General features: G+C 49.2%; 13 protein-coding genes. 9 read left to right on the top strand and 4 right to left on the bottom strand.

Annotation, left to right across the window (positions count from 1 at the left end):
* Positions 1-16 precede the first annotated feature (16 nt).
* The 8 genes from yihT to ompL all read left to right on the top strand — a co-directional run bounded on the left by yihT (position 17) and on the right by ompL (position 9,887).
* Entirely contained in the window at positions 17-895 is an 879-nt protein-coding gene (yihT, locus tag BEB42_RS18645; protein WP_001046456.1) for a sulfofructosephosphate aldolase, read from the top strand.
* 15 nt (positions 896-910) lie between these two features.
* Entirely contained in the window at positions 911-2,152 is a 1,242-nt protein-coding gene (yihS, locus tag BEB42_RS18640) for a sulfoquinovose isomerase (RefSeq protein WP_000870914.1), read from the top strand.
* Between the two features lie 118 nt (positions 2,153-2,270).
* Positions 2,271-3,173 carry an aldose-1-epimerase gene (locus BEB42_RS18635; RefSeq protein ID WP_001167556.1) on the top strand — a complete coding sequence of 301 codons (903 nt, stop codon included), beginning with the start codon at positions 2,271-2,273 and terminating at the stop codon, positions 3,171-3,173.
* A 60-nt stretch (positions 3,174-3,233) separates the two neighbouring features.
* A complete protein-coding gene (locus BEB42_RS18630; RefSeq protein ID WP_000345431.1) occupies positions 3,234-4,109 on the top strand; it encodes a sulfite exporter TauE/SafE family protein in 876 nt (291 codons plus the stop codon).
* A 107-nt stretch (positions 4,110-4,216) separates the two neighbouring features.
* Positions 4,217-6,253 carry a sulfoquinovosidase gene (gene yihQ / locus BEB42_RS18625; protein ID WP_000380850.1) on the top strand — a complete coding sequence of 679 codons (2,037 nt, stop codon included), beginning with the start codon at positions 4,217-4,219 and terminating at the stop codon, positions 6,251-6,253.
* A gap of 45 nt (positions 6,254-6,298) precedes the next feature.
* The gene (locus BEB42_RS18620; RefSeq protein ID WP_000018387.1) at positions 6,299-7,684 is read left to right on the top strand and encodes an MFS transporter; all 1,386 of its coding nucleotides are present in this window, start codon (positions 6,299-6,301) and stop codon (positions 7,682-7,684) included.
* A 40-nt stretch (positions 7,685-7,724) separates the two neighbouring features.
* Positions 7,725-9,128, top strand: coding sequence for an MFS transporter (locus tag BEB42_RS18615; RefSeq protein ID WP_001279684.1), 1,404 nt, complete (start codon positions 7,725-7,727; stop codon positions 9,126-9,128).
* 66 nt (positions 9,129-9,194) lie between these two features.
* A complete protein-coding gene (gene ompL, locus BEB42_RS18610) occupies positions 9,195-9,887 on the top strand; it encodes a porin OmpL (RefSeq protein ID WP_001353710.1) in 693 nt (230 codons plus the stop codon).
* Positions 9,888-9,977: 90 nt separating this feature from the next.
* Here the strand turns inward: ompL and BEB42_RS18605 are convergent, their stop codons facing one another.
* The 4 genes from BEB42_RS18605 to typA form a co-directional block, all read right to left on the bottom strand.
* Complete coding sequence (locus BEB42_RS18605) at positions 9,978-11,243, bottom strand: MFS transporter (RefSeq protein ID WP_000956330.1); 1,266 nt, start codon at positions 11,241-11,243, stop codon at positions 9,978-9,980.
* Positions 11,244-11,345: 102 nt separating this feature from the next.
* Entirely contained in the window at positions 11,346-12,326 is a 981-nt protein-coding gene (locus BEB42_RS18600; RefSeq protein WP_000256382.1) for a sugar phosphate isomerase/epimerase family protein, read from the bottom strand.
* A 7-nt stretch (positions 12,327-12,333) separates the two neighbouring features.
* Positions 12,334-13,044 (bottom strand): GntR family transcriptional regulator, encoded by a 711-nt coding sequence (locus BEB42_RS18595; RefSeq protein WP_000829805.1) that lies wholly within the window; start codon positions 13,042-13,044, stop codon positions 12,334-12,336.
* 216 nt (positions 13,045-13,260) lie between these two features.
* The gene (typA, locus tag BEB42_RS18590) at positions 13,261-15,084 is read right to left on the bottom strand and encodes a ribosome-dependent GTPase TypA (protein ID WP_000570668.1); all 1,824 of its coding nucleotides are present in this window, start codon (positions 15,082-15,084) and stop codon (positions 13,261-13,263) included.
* Between the two features lie 372 nt (positions 15,085-15,456).
* On the opposite strand from typA, the gene glnA reads away from it, so the two are divergent.
* A complete protein-coding gene (gene glnA / locus BEB42_RS18580; RefSeq protein ID WP_001271718.1) occupies positions 15,457-16,866 on the top strand; it encodes a glutamate--ammonia ligase in 1,410 nt (469 codons plus the stop codon).
* Positions 16,867-16,960: the final 94 nt, after the last annotated feature.

Below are 16,960 nucleotides of genomic sequence, written 5' to 3'. Positions count from 1 at the left end.
ATAAAGGAATAAATGAATGAATAAGTACACCATCAACGACATTACGCGCGCATCGGGCGGTTTTGCCATGCTGGCAGTCGATCAGCGCGAAGCCATGCGCATGATGTTTGCCGCGGCTGGCGCACCCGCTCCAGTAGCCGATAGCGTTTTAACTGATTTCAAAGTTAACGCCGCGAAGGCCCTTTCACCTTATGCATCGGCGATTCTGGTAGATCAACAATTCTGCTACCGCCAGGTGGTTGAGCAAAACGCGATTGCCAAAAGTTGCGCCATGATTGTCGCCGCCGATGAGTTCATCCCTGGCAACGGTATTCCGGTAGATAGCGTAGTCATTGACCGCAAAATCAACCCGCTACAAATCAAACAAGACGGCGGTAAAGCCTTGAAACTACTGGTGCTGTGGCGTAGCGATGAAGATGCGCAGCAACGCCTGGATATGGTGAAAGAGTTCAACGAACTGTGCCATTCAAACGGTCTGGTGAGCATCATTGAGCCGGTTGTTCGCCCGCCGCGTCGTGGCGATAAATTCGATCGCGAACAAGCGATCATCGATGCCGCCAAAGAACTGGGCGACAGTGGCGCTGACCTCTACAAAGTTGAAATGCCGCTTTACGGAAAAGGTCCGCAACAAGAGCTTCTCAGTGCTTCACAACGTCTGAATGACCATATCAATATGCCGTGGGTGATCCTCTCTTCCGGCGTCGACGAAAAACTGTTCCCGCGTGCCGTGCGCGTGGCGATGACGGCGGGCGCATCGGGCTTCCTGGCCGGTCGGGCCGTCTGGGCATCGGTCGTCGGTTTACCAGACAACGAACTGATGCTGCGTGACGTTTGCGCACCGAAATTACAACAACTTGGCGATATCGTCGACGAAATGATGGCTAAACGCCGTTAACATGAGGATACAAAAATGAAATGGTTTAACACCTTAAGTCACAACCGTTGGCTGGAACAGGAAACCGATCGCATCTTTGATTTTGGTAAAAATTCCGTAGTACCGACTGGCTTTGGCTGGTTAGGCAATAAAGGGCAAATCAAAGAAGAGATGGGCACCCATCTGTGGATCACCGCCCGTATGTTGCACGTGTATTCCGTTGCTGCGGCGATGGGTCGACCTGGCGCTTACTCGTTGGTTGATCATGGTATCAAAGCCATGAACGGCGCACTGCGCGATAAAAAATATGGCGGCTGGTATGCCTGTGTCAATGACGAGGGCGTGGTGGATGCCTCCAAACAGGGCTATCAACATTTCTTTGCCCTGCTGGGTGCCGCCAGTGCCGTCACAACGGGTCACCCGGAAGCGCGTAAGCTGCTCGATTACACCATTGAAATTATCGAGAAATACTTCTGGAGCGAAGAAGAGCAGATGTGCCTGGAATCCTGGGACGAAGCCTTCAGCAAAACCGAAGAGTACCGCGGCGGCAATGCCAATATGCACGCGGTGGAAGCTTTCTTGATTGTTTATGACGTAACGCATGACAAAAAATGGCTGGATCGCGCGATTCGCGTGGCTTCCGTCATTATCCACGACGTCGCCAGAAATAATCATTATCGCGTTAACGAGCACTTCGATACCCAGTGGAATCCGCTGCCGGATTACAACAAAGATAACCCGGCGCACCGCTTCCGCGCATTCGGAGGCACGCCGGGCCACTGGATCGAATGGGGCCGTTTAATGCTGCATATCCACGCTGCCCTGGAAGCCCGTTGCGAACAGCCTCCGGCCTGGTTGCTAGAAGATGCCAAAGGTCTGTTCAACGCTACCGTGCGCGATGCCTGGGCGCCCGATGGTGCCGACGGGATTGTTTATACCGTTGACTGGGAAGGCAAACCGGTGGTCCGCGAACGTGTGCGTTGGCCTATCGTCGAAGCGATGGGTACAGCTTATGCGCTCTACACCGTTACCGGCGATCGCCAGTACGAAACCTGGTATCAGACATGGTGGGACTACTGCATTAAGTACCTGATGGACTATGAAAATGGTTCCTGGTGGCAGGAGCTGGATGCGGACAATAAGGTCACCACCAAAGTCTGGGACGGTAAACAGGATATTTATCACCTGCTGCATTGCCTGGTGATCCCGCGTATCCCGTTAGCGCCAGGCCTGGCTCCGGCAGTTGCGGCGGGTCTGCTGGACGTGAATGCCAAATAACTGACTGAAAACCCTAACCCTCTCCCCAAAGGGGAGAGGGGACCGCCCGGCGCAGTTTTTTGGTTTGACATCAGCCTCATGGGAGGCTGTATGCCGTTTTTTAATTAAGGTGCCTCGTATGCAAATCACCAACATGCATTGCAGTGGACAAACCGTTTCACTTGCCGCGGGGGATTATCACGCGACTATCGTGACGGTTGGTGCTGGTCTGGCTGAATTAACTTTTCAGGGTTGTCATTTAGTCATCCCGCACAAACCCGAAGAGATGCCGCTGGCGCATCTGGGTAAAGTGCTTATTCCGTGGCCGAACCGGATCGCCAACGGCTGTTACCGCTATCGGGGACAGGAATATCAGTTACCCATTAATGAACATAGTTCAAAAGCCGCTATTCACGGGCTGCTTGCCTGGCGAGACTGGCAAATTAGCGAATTAACCGCCACCAGCGTTACCCTGACAGCTTTTCTACCGCCCAGTTACGGCTATCCGTTTATGCTGGCTTCGCAGGTTGTTTATTCGCTCAATGCTCGCACGGGCCTTTCCGTTGAGATCGCAAGCCAGAATATTGGTACTGTGACCGCACCTTATGGTGTGGGTATTCATCCTTATTTAACCTGCAACTTAACATCTGTTGATGACTATCTTTTCCAGCTTCCGGCAGAACAGGTTTATGCCGTCGATGAGCACGCAAATCCGACAACGCTTCACCACGTTGATGAGCTGAATTTAAATTTCACGCGGGCGACAAAAATAGCCGCGACAAAAATAGACCATACCTTTAAAACCGCTAATGATCTGTGGGAAATGACCATTACCCATCCACAGCAGGCACTTTCGGTGAGTCTTTGTTCCGATCAACCCTGGGTGCAGGTTTATAGCGGCGAAAAATTACAGCGTCAGGGACTGGCAATTGAACCTATGAGTTGCCCGCCTAACGCCTTTAATTCCGGCACCGATTTATTATTACTGGAACCAGGAAAAACGCATCGCCTGTTTTTTAATATTCACGGGCAGCACAATTAATTTCATTAAGAAAAAAACGAGATCATTGTTTAGGGTTGTATTTACACAACAGGAAATATTATGGACTTTTTTACGTTATTTTCGCCAGATGGGGCCATGCTGGAAACAAACGTGGTATGTATCGTTATCGCGTTGATGTTTCTTTATACCTTTGTGGGGATATGCGCGGGATTTGGTGGCGGTTTAACCACCATGCCACTCGTCACGTTAATGCTCCCCGTAAAAATGGCAACACCACTTTCGGTAATTGTCGGCACCGCAACCGCCTTGTACGCCACCTGGCTATCACGCAAAGAAACGGATTGGCGCTCGGCAATGGTGCTGATTATTTTCTCATTTTTGGGAATACCCGTCGGTTTATATGCGCTGTCATATTTACCCGACCATTTTATGAAAGTGGGCTTAGGTGGATTTCTTATCCTCTACTCCTTTTACAGCATGTTTATTCCTCGCCTGCCGATTTATGACCGTAACTGGATCGCCGCACCTATCGGCGCAGTAGCTGGCGCATTAGGCGCGGCGTTCTCAACCAACGGGCCGCCGATGGTTATCTACGGGATGCTGCGTAACTTAGGTCCGGCGGCATTTCGCGGCACACTGAACGCCTTCTTCACCGCAAACAACATCGCGGTGATCGGCGGGCTGGCGACCAGCGGAATTTTGACTGTTTCTATCTTTAAACTGGTGCTGTTTTGTATTCCCACCATGATCCTCGGTTCACTGATTGGACAATATGTGCATAAACGCATTTCGGTCAAAGTGTTTCGTGTGATGGTCTTTTTATTGTTGATTGCCTCCGGTTCTATGTTGATAAAAGGTGCGTTGGGAATTCCCGCCGCTGCCGCACTTCTGCCTCCGTTTACCTTGTTAGTTATACTGCAACTGGCATTTGGTAAAAAAGTGGCGGCAATCCGCCGAGCTGAAGAAAGTAAATAATCACTTGCGCGGGTTTTAATTTATACCCGCACACATTCTTTGATTAATGAAACCTGTAATAACAGGATGGCATGAAATATTAGTTTTATACTCTATGGAGATTATTTATGGATACGCCACGCCCACAGTTATTAGATTTTCAATTTCATCAGAATAACGACAGTTTTACTCTACGTTTTCAAGACCGTCTTATTTTAATCCATAGCAAAGATAATCCTTGCTTATCGATTGGCTCAGGTATAGCGGATATCGATATGTTCCGCGGTAATTTCAGCATTAAAGATAAATTGCAGGAGAAGATTGCGCTGACCGACGCCATCGTCAGCCAGTCACCGGATGGCTGGTTAATCCATTTCTGCCGTGGTTCTGACATTAGCGCCACGCTGCATATCTCTACTGACGAACAAGGCCGTTTAGTGCTGAAACTGCAAAACGATGATCGTCACCATAACCGCATCTGGCTGCGTCTCGCCGCACAGCCGGAGGACCATATCTACGGCTGCGGTGAACAGTTTTCCTATTTTGATCTACGCGGCAAACCGTTCCCACTGTGGACCAGCGAGCAGGGTGTTGGTCGCAACAAACAAAGCTATGTCACCTGGCAGGCCGACTGCAAAGAGAATGCGGGCGGTGATTACTACTGGACCTTTTTCCCGCAGCCAACCTTTGTCAGCACGCAGAAGTATTACTGCCATGTTGATAACAGTTGCTATATGAACTTCGACTTTAGTGCCCCGGAATACCATGAACTGGCGCTGTGGGAAGACAAAGCAACGCTGCGTTTTGAATGTGCTGATACATACATCTCCCTGCTGGAAAAATTAACCGCACTGCTGGGACGCCAGCCAGAACTGCCCGACTGGATTTATGACGGAGTAACGCTCGGTATTCAGGGCGGGACGGAAGTGTGCCAGAAAAAACTGGACACCATGCGTAACGCGGGTGTGAAGGTTAACGGCATCTGGGCGCAGGACTGGTCCGGGATCCGTATGACCTCTTTTGGCAAACGTGTGATGTGGAACTGGAAGTGGAACAGTGAAAACTACCCACAGTTAGATTCCCGCATCAAGCAATGGAAAGAAGAAGGCGTGCAGTTCCTCGCCTACATCAACCCGTATGTTGCCAGCGATAAAGATCTCTGCGAAGAAGCGGCGCAACATGGCTATCTGGCAAAAGATGCCTCTGGCGGTGACTATCTGGTGGAATTTGGGGAGTTTTACGGCGGCGTTGTCGATCTCACTAATCCGGAAGCCTACGCCTGGTTCAAGGAAGTGATCAAAAAGAACATGATTGAACTCGGCTGCGGCGGCTGGATGGCTGACTTCGGCGAGTATCTGCCCACCGACACGTACCTGCATAACGGCGTTAGCGCCGAAATTATGCATAACGCCTGGCCCGCACTGTGGGCGAAATGTAACTACGAAGCCCTTGAAGAAACGGGCAAGCTTGGCGAGATCCTTTTCTTTATGCGCGCCGGTTCTACCGGTAGCCAGAAATACTCCACCATGATGTGGGCGGGCGACCAGAACGTCGACTGGAGTCTCGACGATGGCCTGGCGTCGGTCGTCCCGGCAGCGCTGTCGCTGGCAATGACCGGACATGGTTTGCATCACAGTGACATTGGCGGTTATACCACCCTGTTTGAGATGAAGCGCAGCAAAGAGCTGCTGCTGCGCTGGTGTGATTTCAGCGCCTTCACGTCGATGATGCGCACCCACGAAGGCAACCGTCCGGGCGACAACTGGCAGTTTGACGGCGACGCGGAAACTATTGCCCATTTTGCCCGTATGACCACCGTCTTCACCACCCTGAAACCTTACCTGAAAGAGGCCGTCGCGCTGAATGCGAAGTCCGGCCTGCCGGTTATGCGCCCGCTGTTCCTGCATTACGAAGACGATACACACACCTACACCCTGAAATATCAGTACCTGTTAGGCCGCGACATTCTGGTCGCTCCGGTGCATGAACAAGGCCGTAGCGACTGGACGCTCTATCTGCCGGAGGATAACTGGGTCCACGCCTGGACAGGTGAAGCGTTCCGGGGCGGGGAAGTTACCGTTAATGCGCCCATCGGTAAACCGCCGGTCTTTTATCGCGCCGATAGCGAATGGGCGGCACTGTTCGCGTCGTTAAAAAGCATCTAATCACGTCCGCCCGTGGGGAAACTCACGGGCAAAGGGAGAACAACGATGAGTCACATCACAACGGAAGATCCGGCTACTTTACGTCTGCCCTTTAAAGAGAAACTCTCTTACGGTATCGGCGATCTGGCCTCTAACATCCTGCTGGATATCGGTACGCTTTATCTTTTGAAGTTTTATACCGACGTTCTGGGGCTGCCCGGCACCTATGGCGGTATTATCTTTTTGATCTCGAAATTCTTTACCGCCTTTACCGATATGGGTACCGGCATCATGCTCGATTCCCGGCGTAAGATCGGTCCAAAAGGCAAATTCCGCCCTTTCATTTTGTACGCCTCATTCCCGGTCACTCTGCTGGCGATCGCCAACTTTGTCGGCACACCGTTTGATGTCACCGGTAAAACGGTGATGGCCACCATTCTGTTTATGCTTTACGGACTGTTTTTCAGCATGATGAACTGCTCCTACGGCGCAATGGTCCCCGCTATCACCAAAAACCCCAACGAACGCGCATCGCTGGCAGCATGGCGTCAGGGTGGCGCTACATTGGGCCTGCTGCTGTGTACGGTGGGATTCGTACCAGTTATGAATCTTATCGAAGGTAATCAGCAACTTGGCTATATCTTCGCCGCCACGCTATTTTCACTGTTCGGCCTGCTGTTTATGTGGATCTGCTACTCGGGCGTGAAAGAGCGTTATGTCGAAACCCAACCTACCAATCCAGCGCAAAAGCCTGGCTTGTTGCAGTCTTTCCGCGCAATTGCGGGTAACCGCCCACTGTTCATTCTGTGTATTGCCAACCTCTGCACCTTAGGGGCGTTTAACGTCAAGCTCGCCATCCAGGTCTATTACACCCAGTACGTACTTAACGATCCCATCCTGTTGTCGTATATGGGATTTTTCAGCATGGGCTGTATTTTCATCGGCGTGTTCCTGATGCCTGGTGCAGTCAGACGTTTTGGTAAGAAGAAGGTCTATATCGGCGGCCTGCTGATTTGGGTGCTGGGCGATCTGCTCAACTATTTCTTCGGCGGCGGCTCGGTCAGTTTTGTGGCGTTCTCCTGCCTGGCATTCTTCGGCTCGGCGTTTGTTAACAGCCTGAACTGGGCACTGGTTTCCGACACCGTCGAGTACGGCGAGTGGCGCACCGGCGTTCGTTCGGAAGGTACGGTCTACACCGGCTTCACCTTCTTTCGCAAAGTATCTCAGGCGCTGGCAGGTTTCTTCCCAGGCTGGATGCTGACGCAAATCGGCTATGTGCCAAACGTGGCGCAGGCTGACCATACCATCGAAGGTTTACGCCAGCTGATCTTCATCTACCCAAGCGCACTGGCGGTAGTCACCATTGTGGCGATGGGTTGCTTCTACAGTCTGAACGAGAAAATGTACGTCCGCATTGTTGAAGAAATAGAAGCCCGTAAACGCACGGCATAAATAATAAACAACGCCCTGCGGGGCGTTATAAGGAGTGATTATGTCTGACCATAATCCACTGACATTAAAACTGAATCTGCGGGAAAAAATCGCTTATGGCATGGGCGACGTCGGTTCGAATTTAATGCTTAGCATCGGCACTCTGTATCTCCTCAAATTTTATACCGATGAATTAGGGATGCCTGCTTACTATGGCGGGATTATCTTTCTGGTGGCGAAATTCTTTACCGCGTTTACCGATATGCTCACCGGATTTTTACTCGACTCGCGAAAAAATATTGGGCCTAAAGGCAAATTTCGTCCCTTTATTTTATATGCAGCGGTTCCGGCGGCGTTAATTGCAACGCTCCAGTTTATCGCCACCACTTTTAGTTTGCCGATTAAAACGACGATTGCCACCGCGCTGTTTATGATGTTTGGACTTTCATACAGTCTGATGAACTGCTCGTATGGCGCGATGATCCCAGCAATTACCAAAAACCCCAATGAGCGCGCGCAGCTTGCGGCTTACCGCCAGGGTGGTGCAACCATAGGGCTATTGATTTGTACCGTAGCATTTATTCCATTGCAGTCGCTTTTTTCTGACTCCACTGTCGGTTATGCCTGCGCGGCACTGATGTTCTCCATTGGTGGCTTTATTTTTATGATGCTGTGCTACAGAGGCGTCAAAGAGCATTATGTGGACACGACGCCAACCGGACATAAAGCCAGTATTCTCAAATCTTTTTGCGCGATATTTCGTAATCCGCCATTGCTGGTTTTATGCATTGCTAACCTGTGTACCCTGGCGGCATTTAATATCAAACTGGCAATTCAGGTCTATTACACCCAGTATGTGCTGAATGATATTAATTTATTGTCGTGGATGGGATTCTTCAGTATGGGATGCATCCTCATCGGCGTATTGCTGGTGCCATTAACTGTAAAATGTTTTGGTAAAAAACAGGTTTATTTAGCTGGCATGGTGCTGTGGGCGGTGGGGGATATCCTGAATTATTTCTGGGGCAGTAACTCTTTCACTTTCGTCATGTTCTCTTGTGTCGCCTTTTTTGGTACGGCCTTTGTAAACAGCCTGAACTGGGCGCTGGTACCGGATACCGTAGATTATGGTGAATGGAAAACAGGTATACGTGCCGAAGGTTCTATTTATACCGGTTATACCTTCTTTCGTAAAATTTCAGCCGCACTTGCTGGCTTCTTGCCAGGCATTATGCTGACGCAAATCGGTTATGTTCCCAACATCGCGCAAAGCGATGCAACATTACAGGGTTTGCGTCAGCTCATTTTTATTTGGCCTTGTGCGCTGGCGATAATTGCTGCATTGACGATGGGATTCTTTTACACGCTCAATGAAAAACGTTTTGCGATGATTATTGAGGAAGTTAACCAACGCAAAAATAAAGAGATGGCGACAGAAGAAAAAACGGCTTCCTTAACGTTATAAATGTCAATAGCCGCTATTTCCATCCTGGTGGGTGGCGGCCTCCCTACGTTTAAAAATGGACTTATTATGAAAAAGATTAATGCAATAATTCTATTATCCTCTCTGACCTCTGCCTCGGTATTTGCTGGCGCATACGTCGAAAACAGGGAGGCATATAATCTCGCCTCCGATCAGGGCGAGGTTATGCTACGTGTGGGTTATAACTTCGATATGGGCGCGGGTATTATGTTAACCAATACCTACACCTTTCAGCGAGAAGATGAACTAAAACATGGCTACAATGAAATTGAAGGTTGGTATCCGTTATTCAAACCAACTGATAAATTAACCATCCAGCCCGGTGGCTTAATTAATGATAAAAGCACCGGTTCCGGTGGTGCAGTATATCTGGACGTCAACTATAAATTTGTACCATGGTTTAATCTGACAGTGCGAAATCGCTATAACCATAATAACTACAGTTCAACAGATTTGAACGGGGAGCTGGATAATAATGACACCTATGAAATTGGTACCTACTGGAATTTTAAAATCACCGAGAAATTCTCCTATACATTTGAGCCACATTATTTTATACGCGTAAATGACTTTAATAGCAGCAATGGAAAAGATCATCATTGGGAAATCACTAATACCTTCCGTTACCGTATTAACGAAAACTGGCTCCCTTATTTCGAATTACGCTGGTTAGATCGTAATATAGAACCATACCACCGCGAGCAAAACCAGATTCGTATCGGGACGAAGTATTTCTTCTGATGTGAAACTGCCGGATGCGGCGTAAACGCCTTATCCGGCCTACGGTTGATACGGTTTTCATTGGCCGGATTAAACACATCCGGCCATTAATCAAGCTTCAGCCGCCAACATCTCTTTCTTACGTTGGCTAATTCGCTTAACCAGCATTACGGAAACCACCGCACCACAGAATGCGAAGCAGGCCATAATGCCAAACACGATTTTGTAGCCAATAATCCCCGGGTTTAAATCCAGAATGTAGCCATACAGACTGAAGCAGAACATCGCCGGGGCGTAACCGATAAAGCTACCCAACGCCATCGCCGCGCCTGTTTTATTTTCAGCAATTTTTGCTTCGCCGATAGGTGCAAAAAATACGGCTCGCTGTGTAAAGACTATCGCGCCAAAGCCTAATGTACAGGCCATCCCTAAATAGACCGGCATACTTTCGTGCGGCAGCATAATCAACAGTACGAGCGCAGCGGTACTGATGATAAAGGTGTAGCATAGATATTTACTCGGCGATTTCAGGATCTTATCTGAAATCATGCCACCAATCGGTCCACCGATCATTTTCAGACAGTATTGGTTAATGATGCCGTAAGCACCCACCAGCGCAACGGGCAGCAGATAGATGTTTTTCAGGAATGGAATGAAGAATGTCAAGCCACAGTAAACCGCGTAAACGAAGAAGACGTTGAAAGCGATAAGCCAGATGGTTTTATCTCTCAGCACCGAAGTCATACTGGTGTTTTGCGATGCTTCGTCTTCTTTTTTCACCTCCACGGACGGTGCCTCTTCTTTGTCATTGAGTACAAAGAAAATGATAACGCCCACGGCAATCACAATAAGGGAATAGAACCAGATACCCGCTTTAAAGCCCAACAAGCCACTGCCAAACCAGGTAAATACTGCCAACGCAGAAAATGCCACCACAGTATCGACAATGCCACGCCCTGTTTCGAAGAAGCCAAACAAACGACCTTGTTGTTCGCTATTGCCCAGTCGACTTACCGACTTGAGCAAGACAGGCCAGTTCATCATGTCGCAGGTAACGCCAAATAGCGCCCAGACAAAGAGGATGCCCCAATACCCCGGCATTGTCGTCAAATAAACACCCAGTAATCCCGTCGCAATGAGGGAGAATGACATGGTGTATCTGCGCGGTAGTTTATCGGCAAAATAAATAGACAGAAAAAAGCCTACTGTCGTGACAAATGAGTTTACCGACATAGCATTACCAATTTGACCATTGGTCAAATGGAAATATTCCTGCATCGGGATATAAAACGCATCTTTCAACGACGGTAATTTATAAATTGTACCGCCACACAATGTTAATAGACTAAATAACGCCCATTTCTTTTTCGTGAGCATAACATCCCCTAAGCGATTTTGAAAATCACTGTTCTAAAGGCAATAAGATACCGGCCATTCTTATGGAATGGTTTTTATTAACAGCGGATGAGTTAAAGCTTATTAGTGGTTCAGAAGATGGCTTGCCTCTTGTTTGATTTGTTGTAGTACGTTACGCACATGATTTATCTGATTAATTGCATCTTCTTTTTCTTTACGTAACCGCGCATCCAGTAAATGATTTTCTGGCAGTGGTGTTTCACTCATCTGGCGATAAGGGATCCACGGATTATCATCTTCGTCTTCAAAGCGGAACGCCGGAGCATAATAATCAACCTCTTCTTCCAGGCCATACGCTGTCACCTGCGGTTCTTCATCGCCAAGGCAGATAAGGTGTGTTAATAACTCTTTGAATGGCATATCACCCTGACCTGAAATACAGGCTTTATGGCCCAGGCCACCTTGTTCTTTAACAATCAAGGCATCTTTGATATGGACCTGGGTAATATGTGGTGCCATCGTTTTTAAAGCGTCTATGGGATGTTCATTTGCATTGATCATGTTCGCAAAATCAAACAGTAAGGAAAGAGACTCCATCTCACTCCCTCTGACCAGCGACACCAGTTCATGGCTTTTTAAATCTTCATGCTGTTCGATCGTAAAGGTCAGGCCGCTGTCCTGATACGCTTCCCGCACATAGGCAATGTCGTTAGCGATGATCGATAATACGTCGCGCAAATTACCTTCATAACGCGGATAAAAACGCACTGACGATGCCCCAGTTTTCAACGCAATGGCAACGGCTTCGTCAATAGATGCCTTATCTGAGGCACTGGTTTCAATATGAATATCAAGGTTCAGATGGCGGGCTTTATCGCCAAAGGCAGAGAGTTCTTTATCTGCCATATTGCCCAAAGAAAAACGTTCGCCATCCAGAACATGAATTTTTACGCCTCGCAGATTATTTTCACTCGCAATATCAAGTAAATCAGCTGGCAATACTCTTTCCAGCCGCATATTTAAATGAAAAGCGTAGGCATGCAAATAAAGAGGAAGAGTATCGACACGTTGTAGAATCTTTCTTGCGTTATTTATTGTCACCATAAAACACCTACAGATTAATGATGAGATCCACGGCCTCAAATCGCCAATATTCAATATCTATCTGGACAATATTGCCTTGCTGGTCAGCGCGATGTTTTTCAATTAAGATCGCAGGCATGCCCGCTGAACCGCCAAGAAATTTACTGATATCACCCGGCATTCTTACGGGTTTGAAAACCAGTTTTTTTACTACCGTCTCTTTTTGGTAGCATTTTTCCCAGACTGAAGAAAATGAGTGGTTTTCAAGTTGCTCTATAAAACCTGGGGCAACTTCAGGATTAATATATGTTTCGTGATAGAAAACTTTATGTCCTTCCAGCGCCCCCCAGCCGGTAATGCGATAGAGTTCAGTTGATGGCGTCACTGCAACCAGTGGCGCGAGCGTCTCGGGAATGTCGCTGGTACGGCTTTTCTCAGTAAAGCCCCAGGAAGGTTCCCGCCCTTGCTCAATTGCGGCCCGCTGAAAGCTCGCCGACAGCTCCGGACTGTAATTAAATCGCGGCTGAGTCACGAACCACCCTTTACGATCCTTACGGAAAATTTTGGATTCTGCCTCAAGGTTCAGCAACGCCTGGCGTAACGTCATACGTTTAATGCCCAGCAACTCTCCCAGCTCTCTTTCTGAAGGGAGTTTTCCACCCGGCGTGGTGATGCCATCTTTCAACCACCGATCCAGTTTCTCTTTTGCATTTTCTACGGTGGATTGATTCTCCGCCATTGTTTAATCCTTTTGGTTTAAACCAGATGAGGCATCTTACGCTTACGCCAAAAAAGAAAGCAATTAACAGCGTATGACTTTGCAGATAATTGTGACAAAGCTCTCTATTGACGTAACCACAAACTTATAAGGGAGATACTCGCACTGGTGAGAACTTACGACAGGCAAAAAAAAACCTGCCATCACTGGCAGGTTTTTTATGACTAAAAAACGAAATTAATCGTCTTTCGGTGCGCGGTTGGCGCGACGACGATCGTTTTCCGTCAGGTGACGTTTACGAATACGGATAGAGGTCGGAGTCACTTCTACCAGTTCGTCATCATCGATGAACTCCAGCGCTTGTTCCAGAGTCATGCGGATAGGCGGAACCAGAACAACGGCTTCGTCAGTACCGGAAGCACGCATGTTGGTCAGTTTCTTACCGGTCAGACAGTTTACAGTCAGGTCGTTAGAGCGGCTATGAATACCGATAATCTGACCTTCGTAAACTTCTGCACCGTGACCGAGGAACAGCTTACCGCGATCCTGCAGACCGAACAGCGCGAACGCGACCGCTTTACCCTGACCGTTAGAGATCAGTACGCCGTTCTGACGCTGACCCACTTCACCCGGACGTACGTCGTCATAGTGGCTGAAGGTGGAGTACAACAGACCCGTACCAGAGGTCATGGTCATGAACTCAGAACGGAAGCCAATCAGACCACGGCTTGGGATCACGTAGTCGAGACGTACGCGGCCTTTACCGTCTGGATTCATGTTTTTCAGGTCGCCTTTACGTTCGCCCAGCGCCTGCATCACAGAACCCTGATGCTGTTCTTCAACGTCCAGCGTCACGTTTTCATACGGCTCTTGTTTACGACCGTCGATTTCACGGAAGATAACTTTCGGACGGGATACCGCCAGTTCGAAACCTTCACGACGCATGTTTTCGATCAGAACAGACAGGTGCAGTTCGCCACGACCAGAAACGCGGAACGCATCGGCGTCTTCAGTTTCTTCTACGCGCAGCGCAACGTTGTGTACCAGTTCTTTGTTCAGACGATCCAGAATCTGACGAGACGTTACGAACTTACCTTCTTTACCGCAGAACGGTGAGGTGTTAACGCAGAAGAACATAGAAACGGTCGGCTCATCAACGGAGAGTGCCGGCAGCGCTTCAACGTTTTGCGTGTCGCAAACGGTGTCAGAAATGTTCAGTTCGCCCAGGCCCGTGATCGCCACGATATCGCCAGCTTCCGCCAGATCGGTTTCGATACGTTCCAGACCGAGGTGGCCCAGCACTTTACCGACTTTCGCGTTGCGGGTTTTGCCTTCGCTATCGATGATAGTAACTTGCTGGTTCGGCTTCACTTTACCGCGCTTGATGCGGCCAATGCCGATAACGCCAACATAGCTGTTGTAATCGAGCTGAGAAATCTGCATCTGGAACGGACCGTCAAGGTCAACGTCCGGCGCAGGAACGTGGTCAACAATTGCCTGATACAGCGGGGTCATGTCTTCCGCCATATCTTCGTGGTCCAGACCGGCGATACCGTTCAGCGCAGAAGCGTAAACGATCGGGAAGTCCAGCTGCTCGTCGGTCGCGTCGAGGTTAACGAACAGATCGAATACCTGATCCACAACCCAATCAGGACGCGCGCCAGGGCGGTCAACTTTGTTGATAACAACAATTGGCTTCAGGCCGTAAGCAAACGCTTTTTTGGTTACGAAGCGCGTTTGCGGCATCGGGCCGTCAAATGCGTCAACCACCAGCAGCACTGAGTCTACCATGGACATTACACGTTCAACTTCACCACCGAAGTCGGCGTGCCCCGGGGTATCAACGATGTTGATACGGTAATCATTCCATTTGATAGCGGTGTTTTTCGCGAGGATGGTAATCCCACGCTCTTTCTCCAAATCGTTGGAGTCCATCACGCGCTCTTGGGTTTCGGCACGAGAGTCGAACGTACCAGATTGTTGGAGCAGCTTGTCTACCAGGGTGGTTTTACCATGGTCTACGTGCGCGATGATGGCGATATTACGCAATTTTTCGATCACAACTTTGCCTCAGGCATTAGAAATAGCGCGTTATTGTACACGGATTAATCGCACTACAAAACAGGATCACAAACATCCTCCGCAAACAAGTATTGCAGAGTCCCTTTGTGATCGCTTTCACGGAGCATAAAAAGGGTTATCCAAAGGTCATTGCACCAATATGGTGCTTAATGTTTCCATTGAAGCACTATATTGGTGCAACATTCACATCATGGTGCAGCCCTTTTGCACGATGTTAAGCATGATAACGCCTTTTAGGGGCAATTTAAAAGTTGGCACAGTTTTCGCTTTATCTTTTTTACGGCGACACGGCCAAAATAATTGCAGATTTCGTTACCACGACGACCATGACCAATCCAGGAGAGTTAAAGTATGTCCGCTGAACACGTACTGACGATGCTGAACGAGCACGAAGTGAAGTTTGTTGATTTGCGCTTCACCGATACCAAAGGTAAAGAACAGCACGTCACTATCCCTGCTCATCAGGTGAATGCTGAATTCTTCGAAGAAGGCAAAATGTTTGACGGCTCCTCGATTGGCGGCTGGAAAGGCATTAACGAATCCGACATGGTGCTGATGCCAGACGCATCCACCGCAGTGATTGACCCGTTCTTCGCCGATTCTACCCTGATTATCCGTTGCGATATCCTTGAACCAGGCACCCTGCAAGGCTATGACCGTGACCCGCGTTCCATCGCGAAGCGCGCTGAAGATTACCTGCGTTCTACTGGCATTGCCGACACCGTACTGTTCGGGCCAGAACCTGAATTCTTCCTGTTCGATGACATCCGTTTCGGATCTTCTATCTCCGGTTCCCACGTTGCTATCGACGATATCGAAGGCGCATGGAACTCCTCCACCCAATACGAAGGTGGTAACAAAGGTCACCGTCCGGCAGTGAAAGGCGGTTACTTCCCGGTGCCACCAGTAGACTCTGCTCAGGATATTCGTTCTGAAATGTGTCTGGTGATGGAACAGATGGGTCTGGTGGTTGAAGCCCATCACCACGAAGTAGCGACTGCTGGTCAGAACGAAGTGGCTACCCGCTTCAATACCATGACCAAAAAAGCTGACGAAATTCAGATCTACAAATATGTTGTGCACAACGTGGCGCACCGCTTCGGTAAAACCGCGACCTTTATGCCAAAACCGATGTTCGGTGATAACGGCTCCGGTATGCACTGCCACATGTCGCTGTCTAAAAACGGCGTTAACCTGTTCGCAGGCGACAAATACGCAGGTCTGTCTGAGCAGGCGCTGTACTACATTGGCGGCGTAATCAAACACGCTAAAGCGATTAACGCCCTGGCAAACCCGACCACCAACTCTTATAAGCGTCTGGTCCCGGGCTACGAAGCACCGGTAATGCTGGCTTACTCTGCACGCAACCGTTCTGCGTCTATCCGTATTCCGGTGGTTTCTTCTCCGAAAGCACGTCGTATCGAAGTCCGTTTCCCGGACCCAGCGGCTAACCCGTACCTGTGCTTTGCTGCCCTGCTGATGGCCGGTCTTGATGGCATCAAGAACAAGATCCACCCAGGCGAAGCCATGGACAAAAACCTGTATGACCTGCCGCCAGAAGAAGCGAAAGAGATCCCACAGGTTGCAGGCTCTCTGGAAGAAGCACTGAACGAACTGGATCTGGACCGCGAGTTCCTGAAAGCCGGTGGCGTGTTCACTGACGAAGCCATTGATGCGTACATCGCTCTGCGTCGCGAAGAAAATGACCGCGTGCGTATGACTCCGCATCCGGTAGAGTTTGAGCTGTACTACAGCGTCTAATAGTTGAAGTTGTACTACCCGGTGCAAAGAAGGCCGGGATTTAGTTGCCGTGGAAACTTTCAGCCCATCTCTGCATGGGCTTTTTTCTCCGTAA

The organism is Escherichia sp. MOD1-EC5990 (genome assembly GCF_002965285.1).
GTDB classification, from domain to species: Bacteria; Pseudomonadota; Gammaproteobacteria; order Enterobacterales; family Enterobacteriaceae; genus Escherichia; species Escherichia coli_F.
This window is presented reverse-complemented; position numbering and strand designations above follow the sequence as displayed.

Excerpts from the sequence above, each read along its gene's own strand:
- BEB42_RS18635 (WP_001167556.1), top strand. The coding sequence starts at position 2,271 with ATGCAAATCACCAACATGCATTGCAGTGGACAAACCGTTTCACTTGCC.
- BEB42_RS18605 (WP_000956330.1), bottom strand. The coding sequence starts at position 11,243 with ATGCTCACGAAAAAGAAATGGGCGTTATTTAGTCTATTAACATTGTGT.
- BEB42_RS18630 (WP_000345431.1), top strand. The coding sequence starts at position 3,234 with ATGGACTTTTTTACGTTATTTTCGCCAGATGGGGCCATGCTGGAAACA.
- yihS (WP_000870914.1), top strand. The coding sequence starts at position 911 with ATGAAATGGTTTAACACCTTAAGTCACAACCGTTGGCTGGAACAGGAA.
- glnA (WP_001271718.1), top strand. The coding sequence starts at position 15,457 with ATGTCCGCTGAACACGTACTGACGATGCTGAACGAGCACGAAGTGAAG.
- yihQ (WP_000380850.1), top strand. The coding sequence starts at position 4,217 with ATGGATACGCCACGCCCACAGTTATTAGATTTTCAATTTCATCAGAAT.
- BEB42_RS18600 (WP_000256382.1), bottom strand. The coding sequence starts at position 12,326 with ATGGTGACAATAAATAACGCAAGAAAGATTCTACAACGTGTCGATACT.
- BEB42_RS18615 (WP_001279684.1), top strand. The coding sequence starts at position 7,725 with ATGTCTGACCATAATCCACTGACATTAAAACTGAATCTGCGGGAAAAA.
- BEB42_RS18620 (WP_000018387.1), top strand. The coding sequence starts at position 6,299 with ATGAGTCACATCACAACGGAAGATCCGGCTACTTTACGTCTGCCCTTT.
- ompL (WP_001353710.1), top strand. The coding sequence starts at position 9,195 with ATGAAAAAGATTAATGCAATAATTCTATTATCCTCTCTGACCTCTGCC.
- BEB42_RS18595 (WP_000829805.1), bottom strand. The coding sequence starts at position 13,044 with ATGGCGGAGAATCAATCCACCGTAGAAAATGCAAAAGAGAAACTGGAT.
- yihT (WP_001046456.1), top strand. The coding sequence starts at position 17 with ATGAATAAGTACACCATCAACGACATTACGCGCGCATCGGGCGGTTTT.